The organism is Candidatus Borrarchaeum sp. (genome assembly GCF_019058535.1).
Classification (GTDB): domain Archaea; phylum Asgardarchaeota; class Sifarchaeia; order Borrarchaeales; family Borrarchaeaceae; genus Borrarchaeum; species Borrarchaeum weybense.
Map to the genome: position 1 here is coordinate 1 of NZ_JAHPYX010000181.1, position 8750 is coordinate 8750.

Annotated in this window: 9 protein-coding genes; 1 reads left to right on the forward strand and 8 read right to left on the reverse strand. The window is 38.8% G+C overall.

What is annotated here, in order from left to right; all coding sequences use genetic code 11:
- Nucleotides 1-181: 181 nt before the first annotated feature.
- Nucleotides 182-724 (forward strand): phosphoglycerate mutase family protein, encoded by a 543-nt coding sequence (locus QVB70_RS10665; protein ID WP_287585932.1) that lies wholly within the window; start codon nt 182-184, stop codon nt 722-724.
- Nucleotides 725-907: 183 nt separating this feature from the next.
- Here QVB70_RS10665 and QVB70_RS10670 read toward each other — a convergent pair whose 3' ends face one another.
- From QVB70_RS10670 to QVB70_RS10705, 8 genes are all read right to left on the reverse strand, one after another.
- Complete coding sequence (locus QVB70_RS10670; RefSeq protein ID WP_287585934.1) at nt 908-2440, reverse strand: complex I subunit 5 family protein; 1533 nt, start codon at nt 2438-2440, stop codon at nt 908-910.
- 11 nt (nt 2441-2451) lie between these two features.
- The gene (locus tag QVB70_RS10675) at nt 2452-4410 is read right to left on the reverse strand and encodes an NADH-quinone oxidoreductase subunit L (RefSeq protein ID WP_287585936.1); all 1959 of its coding nucleotides are present in this window, start codon (nt 4408-4410) and stop codon (nt 2452-2454) included.
- A gap of 11 nt (nt 4411-4421) precedes the next feature.
- Nucleotides 4422-4754, reverse strand: coding sequence for an NADH-quinone oxidoreductase subunit K (locus QVB70_RS10680; protein ID WP_287585938.1), 333 nt, complete (start codon nt 4752-4754; stop codon nt 4422-4424).
- Nucleotides 4754-5029 (reverse strand): hypothetical protein, encoded by a 276-nt coding sequence (locus QVB70_RS10685; RefSeq protein ID WP_287585940.1) that lies wholly within the window; start codon nt 5027-5029, stop codon nt 4754-4756. Before QVB70_RS10685 ends, QVB70_RS10680 begins: the two co-directional genes overlap by 1 nt.
- Nucleotides 5029-5313 (reverse strand): hypothetical protein, encoded by a 285-nt coding sequence (locus QVB70_RS10690; RefSeq protein ID WP_287585943.1) that lies wholly within the window; start codon nt 5311-5313, stop codon nt 5029-5031. The genes QVB70_RS10685 and QVB70_RS10690 overlap by 1 nt, the downstream gene beginning before the upstream one ends.
- Nucleotides 5314-5334: 21 nt before the next feature.
- Nucleotides 5335-5769: a 4Fe-4S dicluster domain-containing protein gene (locus tag QVB70_RS10695; protein ID WP_287585945.1), complete on the reverse strand. Its 435-nt coding sequence runs from the start codon at nt 5767-5769 to the stop codon at nt 5335-5337.
- 2 nt (nt 5770-5771) lie between these two features.
- Nucleotides 5772-6911 carry an NADH-quinone oxidoreductase subunit H gene (locus QVB70_RS10700; RefSeq protein ID WP_287585948.1) on the reverse strand — a complete coding sequence of 380 codons (1140 nt, stop codon included), beginning with the start codon at nt 6909-6911 and terminating at the stop codon, nt 5772-5774.
- A gap of 16 nt (nt 6912-6927) precedes the next feature.
- Nucleotides 6928-8750 (reverse strand): NADH-quinone oxidoreductase subunit C (locus QVB70_RS10705; protein ID WP_287585951.1); only part of this gene is annotated, 1823 nt, incomplete at its 5' end.

The following is an 8750-nucleotide window of genomic DNA, read 5'->3' on the forward strand; positions in this document are numbered from 1 at the left end:
AAATCAGCCTTTGACTGTATAAAGGGATTTTTCTCATCATTTATCCCATAATTTTTGGCAAGTAAAAGCCTTATATTTACTTACTTTAACGCTATTCAGACTCTGGGTGGATAGACCGGTGTTAATAGTTGTTAATAGTTGTTAATATCTGTCTATGATGAAAGGAACGGTCGGATTATAGATGAAAACTGAAAAAGCAAACAATTCAAAATTAACAAGACTTTTGCTCATCCGTCATGGAAAAACAGAGGAAAACTGGCAAGGAGAGTATCGCTTACCACCTGGTCCTCCTCTCTCGCTTGAAGGACGAACACAAATAATCGCTCTCAAAAACAAACTAATGAAGTTTCCGGCTGATAAAATATATGTTTCTCCGTACAAGAGGACAGAAGAAACTGCGGAATTACTAACAAATAAATTCAGTAAAATAATCGTAGATGAACGATTAGATGAAAAAACATATGATGAGAGTTTTGAGAAAGTAAAAAAAAGAGTTTCTAAATGGCTTAAAGAACATATAAAATACGATAGAAGCACAATTTGGGCAGTATCACACGGTTTCCCGATTAATGCGATAATTCTGTTGGTTTCCCCGAGTGATTTCGAAGGAAAGAGCACAGAAGATGAACATTCACATGTTCCTAGAGGTGGCGTGTGGATCATGGAATGGGAGGACAAGACACTCACCAGAAGCGAGTTGTTAATAGGAAAAGAATACGTCTGAGCTAAAATTGATTCTATTTCTCTTAAAACATCACTGTTATTATGAGAAATGATGTGTCTAAAGAAAACTTTCTTTCATAGCCAGATAGTGTAGAAAAAAACCGCTACTTCGTCCTGTACATATAGTAATTGTGGATATATCTCTTAAGTGAAGCAGAAAGTCCCTTATGTAAAAAAAGCGGAGTTATCCAAGAAGATTACTTGCAGCACGTAGAGTAAAGTCTATAAATGGGCCTGGGTATACTCCCAGAATAACAATAAAGATGGCAAAAAGGACAATAACAAGCTTCATTAGCCCACTATTCTTAAAATTCATATTGTCGAAGCCTTGAACATATTTTTCCTCCATAGTTGATTTATCCATGACAATATATTTAATGATCCATAGGTAACCGGCTGCTGCAAAAAAAGTAAATACTAGCATACTCCAACCAGCAATTATGCCGATGGGACTGCCATTTTCGAACAGACCTAGGATAATTTGCAATTCTGACCAGAAACCACCGGTGAAAGGTATCGCAGCTAGTGAAAAAAGACCAATCACCAAGCATGATCCAATAACTGGGTCTCGTCTTCCAAGTCCTTTGTAGTGATCAAGGGAGTGCGAACCCGTTGAAAAAATGAGATATCCGGCAATCATAAACAACAAACTTTTTGCAATAGCATGGTTGAGGGCATGTAATAGGACCCCGCTTAACCCCATAATATTTGCAGCACCAAGGCCTGTGATAAGGTAGCCCATATGTGTGATCGTGGAAAATGCTAAAATGCGTTTGAAATTTCGTGCGTGTGAATCTGATCTCTTGAATTGGATGAGAACAAAAAGATTTCCTTGTAATGAGGTAATAATGCCAACAGACATCAATAGATTGCCCCAGTTACCGCCAATACTGATGTTTAACGGAATGATAAGTAGTGTAAGTGTTCTTAATATACCATACGTCCCTGCAATGACAACAACTCCTGAGAGCATCGCGCTTGCAGGTGCAGGTGCAGCCGGATGAGCATCCGGAAGCCAAGTATTAAGGAAAAACATTGACCCAGTGACACCAAATCCTACGATCATCAAAATGAGTGTCACTGAGGTCATAGGATTATTTTGCAGGGTTGCTGTTTCAAAATAAACAAAATCTAGCCTACTGGTTGCTCCATACAGTAGAGCTAATCCAAAAAGAATTAACATATTCCCCGTTGAGCTCATCACTAAGTACTTAAACCCTGCTTCTGACGATTCTTTGCTACGATAATAACTAACCATACTATAACTACCTAGAACCATTCCTTCATATGCGATAAACAGGGTGAAAAAATCAACTGCCAATACTACCAGATTAAGACCGGTTATTACTGCAAACAACAAAGCATAGAAATATGCTAAGTCTTCATAGGAATCCATAAAATTTATGCAATAAATGTTAACCGCAAAATGGATCGTTGTAAAGATTAGTATAAAAAAGAGAGAGGTCATATCTGCCTGTAAGACAAGGAAAGATGTCTCTTTAAAGAATTTCTCTCCTGTTATTAAAATTGAACTGCTAAACAAAATCGCCAATAACATATTAATTGATGCTCCAATAAACGCAATGGCATGTACTAACTTCTTTTTCAACCAGGAAGTCTTTAGTAGTCTTTCTATGAACATAAGAAGAAAAGAGCTTAGAAGGGGGACAAAAACGAAGGAAAGCAATGATATATTAAATCCTATTATCTCAATCATATTATTATCACCTAAAAGAGTATAAAAGCAATAAGAATTGCAAGAAGAACCACAACTATTCCTACTGTATTGTAATTGAGATCACCAGATTGTAATTTGCGTAATTTCCAAGTGACCCTCATGAATAAGTCCAGTAACTCGTTGTAAAGCACATCTAAGTAAAATCCTTCTTCAGCGATATTATAAAAAGCGCTAAGAACCCAATATTTCCGTACTGTTGGCATGATGGTTCTAGGGCCTTTATAGTAGATGAGATAACTAATGGTAAATCCAACAGCTACTAGCGAGATTGCCAGAATCATGTTGAAAAATGCCATTGGCTGGTGTACGAGATCGGGTATATATCTCAGTGGGTTATGATATGCCACATGCTCGAACATAGGTTCGAAATAGTTATTTAGGAGAATTGGTCCAAGAAACCCAGTTGCTATGACAAGGATTGCTAAAGAACTTGTAACTCCTCGCATTATTGCCCCTGGCTTGTAGATTTTCAATTTTTCTGGCTTTTCGCCATAAAAAATCAAGAAAAAAAACCTAAACGCGTATATAGCTGTTAAAGGCGCGGTTATTATACCAGCGCCATAGACTATCCAACCAAGGGAAGCTAGTCTCGCACCACTTGAAGCGTAATTGATTGCGCTACCTAATATTGCCTCTTTGCTATATCCACCGTTAAAGAGGAAAGGAACACCCGCTAAGGCACATACTCCTATTAATGTTGACCAGTGAAGAACTGGCAAGTCATTTTTCAATCCACCCATATGTTTGATGTTCCGTTCATCGTGCAGAGAATGAATGATTGCTCCAGCCGATAGAAAGAGGAGTGCTTTGAAGAGACCATGAGACAATAAATGAAACTGAGTGGCCATAAAACCTTCAATACTAATGGCTTGGTTCTCATAATACGCTAAATAACCAACTGCAAGTCCCATGAACATATAAGCAATTTGACTAACTGTTGAATATGCCAATACTCGTTTGATATCAATAGAGACCAAGGCGGAGGCGGCACTAATGATAGCGGTAATAGCGGCTATGAAGGCAATGGTAATGAAAAAAGGTTCCACCTCAGTTGGACCAAAGACGTTGTAAAATCGTGATAGGAGATATACTCCAGCTTTTACCATCGTAGCTGCATGTATAAGTGCACTAACCGTTGTAGGCCCCTGCATTGCATCAATATTAATTCGACGAGGGCTACTTAACCAAGTAATGAGAGGAAATTGAGCAGATTTACTAATAGCGCCGAGCAAAATGAATAGCGCAACAAGTGTTTGAAGATCTGGTGATACGTTGGTAGCAAATTCTACCGTAATTATTTTTATATTTATCGTGTTTAATTCTAGCCAGAGGATTCCAAGCGCAATTAGAAGAGCGATATCGCCAACAAATGTCATGAGAAATGCTTTTATTCCAGATTTGGCGCATAGTGTACCTTGTGGGTCAGGTTTATGGAACCAATGTGCAATCAGGAAATAAGAACAAACTCCCATTATTTTCCAGCCGAAAAAGAGGATTACAAGATCTCCTGCAAGAACAAAAAGAACCATTCCGCCTACGAAAAGTTGTAGGAAGAAATAATATCGACCTTGTGCATCATCATCCTTCATGTATTCTAAGGAAAATAGGGCAATTAAAAAACCCAAACCAGCTGCAATGAGTGCGACAAAGGCCCCCAAAGGATCGACCATGATGGAATTGTTGAAGAACCCATGGATGTTATAATTAAATACCGTAGGGTTTAATAGAATTACCTGTTCTTCCCAATTCCCCGCAAAAACAAGGTAACTTGCAAGAAGTGCTGAAATACCAATCGTAGCAACCGAAAAATAGTTACTTATCTCTGTACTAAATTTTCCAATAATTGCAGAAATGACCGCTCCGAGAATGGGAATAGCAAATATTGAAAACCAAGGCTGAAGAAACAGAAGAAAGACGCTTTGCAATGTGTTTATATGCCAACTTGCCATTTTTAGACACCTCAGCCTTTGAGTGTTGTAAGATCGTCAATTTCAGTGGTCTGAAAATGTTCGTACACTTTTCGTATAAAGGCTAATGCAAGTCCCACGACTGCAGCACCGACTGATAGTGTAATCAGGACAAATGTCTGTGTTTGTGGATCCACATTTACACCTTGAGTGAATCCAAATGCAATGAACACAATATTGGGTGCACTGACGAGCATTTCTAATGCCATGATTACTCTGATCGCTGATCGTTTAGTAGTTAGGCCATAAAACCCCATTAATAGCATAATAAAAGATAATGCAAGTAAAACTTCAAAATCCGTGAAAGAATCGAAAGTAATGCTCATTATTGCTCATCTTCCTGCTGGTTCTTTTTTATCAGAGGGTTAAACACCATATTCATTCCTAAAAGTGCTACGTAGAATACAAACGCCTGAATTATAGTCGCAGTTACAACGGTTGTCCACAATAAACGTAAACTCACTTCATTAGCAGTTCCACGATTGACAGTTGATAGCGTCTCAGCCCACATTCCTGATCCTAGTGAGTTTAGGAGGAATAATACAAGGAAAAAAGAAACTAGGGTTATTCCAATTTTTCCGAACATTTTTTTGTAACTCATTACTTCACCTCTCCGATGACTTGATCTTTCTCAACGGTCTTTCCAGTAGATTGTTCGGCTAAAGTTGAAGCGACAACCATGATCAAGACTGTTAAGACTCCTGCGTAAAGTAAGAGTTGAAAAAGAGCAGCGTAGAGCGCGTCAACTAAATAGTAAATGGCCCCGATCCCGAAGGCTGATAGCGCTAGGCCTACAATTCCACGTGATATTTTTTCTGATTCAAGCGCTATAATCGCCATAACCAAGGTAAATAAAGCCAGAAAAATGATTTCAGGTGTTGCCATACAATCATCTCCTTTGCGGGTTCATTTTTCTTTTCTACCTCTATAAACAATTTTAGTTTCTATGGCATCTTTAGGATTAAAATACGTCTGTCTCCATCGATCAGGATTTAAGAAGATGGCAGGTTGACCCTTAAGACCTACTGGACAAGATTCTTGGCATTGGGAGCAACGTAAACACTGTCCGAGATTAATTGAAAAACGAAAAGGCTTTCCTTTTTCCGGAGAGATGCCAAGATCAGATAATTCATCAGGCTCAATTTGTACTATACTAATACAATGTGAAGGGCAGACTTTCTCGCAAGTTAAACAAACAGTACATAAGGCGGGGTTAACTTCTGGCGCACCCCTGAATCCCTTAGGGATCTCTATACGTTCACTCGGATATAGAACAGTGAGGGGTTTCTTAAATAAATCTTCGACTGTTTCAATTAATACGCGGTTATTTATTTGCGCCATATTCAAATCACTCCTACTAGAAAAACTATCATAAAGAGTGCAAGTAGTGCGACAGGCAAATAATATCGCCAAAAGTAGCGAATTAGTTGGTCGATACGAAAACGGGCATGGATCGCACGAACCAATGTAATAAGAAACACGATCACTGTAGTCTTAATAAAAAAGGTTACTATATTAATTAGATATTGAAAAATGTCCCATGAGCCAATAAATAGTATGCCATTAACCCATGTGTTAAAGGGGCTAAAGCCTGGTCCGCCAAAAAATACTGCTGCAATAATTCCTGCCAATGCAAACTCAGTCACGCGATTTGCTAGAAGACAGAATAGAAATTTTTTTCCGCTAAGTTCTACCATCCAACCACCAACAATCTCTACTTCAGCATGCTCAGGATCGAATGGAACTTTTTCTAGGACAGCATTAGCGGCTAAAATGGCGATTGCAAAGAGGATCAAAAGAGGAATGAGATACAATAAATGCATCATAGTAAATCCATTTCTTTGAAAGATTACATTTAGAGGAAGATCGATTAAATTGAACTTGCTTCTAACGATATCTGATATGCGAAGTGAACCTGCTAAAATAGCTGGCCCAATAAATGCGATTGTTAATGGAATTTCAAACGAAAATTGTGCAACCGCTGCTCTTGATCCACCAATTAAACCGTATGGGTTGTTACTCGTCCATCCAAGTAACAATATTGAACTACCAATTACTGCTAATAAGAATAGAAAGAAAATCAAATCAACTTCAAATGAGATTAATCCTTCTGCAATATACACGGGCATAAGGAACGCTATTAATAGGGCTATCAATAATTGAAAAGGGGGAATCATACTGAATTCGGGCTTATCTACACCATCGGGAGTAATGTCTTCTTTTGCGAGGAGTTTGAGAACATCAAAAACTGGTTGAATAAATCGCGGACCAATTCGCGTTTGCATATGCGCATAGACTTTACGCTCATACCAATCGTAAAACAAGGCTCCAGAGATCAAAAAAAGAATGCCTGGGAATATAAAATACTTCAAAATGATAATTATCACAGGAAATCCTTGAAATAACAAGAACAAGCCTGCTATAACTAGGGCATATATTGCTATATAAATTGGATATTTTACTCTTGGGTTGAAAGATGTCATTTTGGTCAATCTCAGTCTAAAAATTTAGAACTTTAATACCCGAACGATATGCACGGTTTGCTCGACTTATTAGTTGTTCGCCTAACAACTCAACTTTTTTTCCTTTCTTTAAATCTACAAACGTTACTCTGTCCATGCAGCCTACGCAAGGATCGATTACTCGTATGACAGGAGGGAGATCTGCCACATTTACACCCGTCAATCGATGAACTAAACTCGGAATGTTGGCAAGTGTTGGAGTACGGACTTTATGACGCTCAGGTTTATCGGTTCCAATGGATCGGACGTAATGCATGTTTTCTCCACGTGGGCCTTCGACTCGACTAATTCCTTGACCTTCTGGAATTTTTCGCGGAAATCGAATTTGTAGTTCACCTTGAGGCAAAGTTTCAAGCGCTTCAATAACCAGATCTATAGAGATGGAGACTTCGTCTAACCGTACTTCCAAACCACTGAAAACATCACCTTCAGTTAAGACAGGTACATCAAAAGAAAACTGATCATAGGCGGCATAAGGATCCGCTTTTCGAATATCTCTTTTGATACCACTCGCCCGTGCGGTAGGTCCAACTGTACAAAAGCGTAAAGCATCTTCCTTTGACAATATTGCAATGCCTTTTTGACGTGCAAGAAAGCTTCGTTCATGCAGTAATTCCTCTCGATGATGCTTGCCCCTTTTACGGAGTTCCTTTAGCTTTGGGATAATTTTAACTATCTGCTCTGGAGTAATATCCCTTCGAACACCTCCAAGAGTATCCATACTATAATTGACTCGATTTCCAGAGATAAGTTCAAGAATATCCATAACAAGTTCTCTATCCTGCCACGTAAAATGAAACAATGTATCAAAGCCTGCTTCGTGGGCTAGGAGACCAATCCATAATAGATGCGAATGAATACGTTCAAGTTCAGCGATAATCACGCGAATATATTTTGCTCGATCTGGTACTTTATCAGACAGGTTGGCACATTTTTCTGCAGCTTGACAGTAGCAGAGTTGGTGACAATTACTGCATATACCACATATTCTTTCTGCCAGATAGAGATTTTGAAGCCACGTGCGACTTTCAAACGCTTTTTCAATTCCTCTATGGTTGAATCCTAAACGGACATCTACTTTTTTTACCGTTTCTCCCGTAACATGGAAAATAAAACGAACTGGCTCTTCAAGCGCCGGATGTTGAGGACCGATGGCAATAGCAAAATCTGACCTTTCAGGAACATAATCGATATATGCACCCATTGGTCCTCTCCTCCTTGCACTAGCGTAATCAATATGGCGCCCCGCGGCTTCTGTTTCTCCTAAACTAGCAACTCCTCCAACTTCCTTCTTCTTCAATGATTCTGCTAGTCTCTCAAATATTTCTTCATAACTAATGTCTTTTCTGAGAGGAAATATATCCTCTGGCATGAAATCCGCTGTTAGTAAGCGCCGAAGGTCAGGATGGTTTGTAAATTGAATTCCTAGCATATCATAGACCTCTCTTTCATACAGAATAGCACCAGGAATTTCTGGAACGAGTGAGTCTATTCTTGGATCCTTCTTATCAACTGTGACGTCAAGAATCAATTTCCCCCATTTGTTATTAGACAAGGTTATCGAAAATGGATAAAGTAGGTGATATCCATCATCTTGATCTTGTCCGATAATAGTTGACAGATGAGTCACGTTGTATTTTTCCTTTAGTTGCGTGATGACCTCAAGCAACTTTTCTGCTTTTACTTCAGCATACAGGTCTAATGGAAAATCAGGTTGTGCACGAACTAGAATGTTTAATGAAATTGCAATATCCTTTAATGTTTGAGGTACGGTTCCTATCATTTTTGATCCACCTCTTC

Coding starts and splice junctions, on each gene's coding strand:
- QVB70_RS10665 (WP_287585932.1), top strand. CDS start 182: ATGAAAACTGAAAAAGCAAACAATTCAAAATTAACAAGACTTTTGCTC.
- QVB70_RS10670 (WP_287585934.1), bottom strand. CDS start 2,440: ATGATTGAGATAATAGGATTTAATATATCATTGCTTTCCTTCGTTTTT.
- QVB70_RS10675 (WP_287585936.1), bottom strand. CDS start 4,410: ATGGCAAGTTGGCATATAAACACATTGCAAAGCGTCTTTCTTCTGTTT.
- QVB70_RS10680 (WP_287585938.1), bottom strand. CDS start 4,754: ATGAGCATTACTTTCGATTCTTTCACGGATTTTGAAGTTTTACTTGCA.
- QVB70_RS10685 (WP_287585940.1), bottom strand. CDS start 5,029: ATGAGTTACAAAAAAATGTTCGGAAAAATTGGAATAACCCTAGTTTCT.
- QVB70_RS10690 (WP_287585943.1), bottom strand. CDS start 5,313: ATGGCAACACCTGAAATCATTTTTCTGGCTTTATTTACCTTGGTTATG.
- QVB70_RS10695 (WP_287585945.1), bottom strand. CDS start 5,769: ATGGCGCAAATAAATAACCGCGTATTAATTGAAACAGTCGAAGATTTA.
- QVB70_RS10700 (WP_287585948.1), bottom strand. CDS start 6,911: ATGACATCTTTCAACCCAAGAGTAAAATATCCAATTTATATAGCAATA.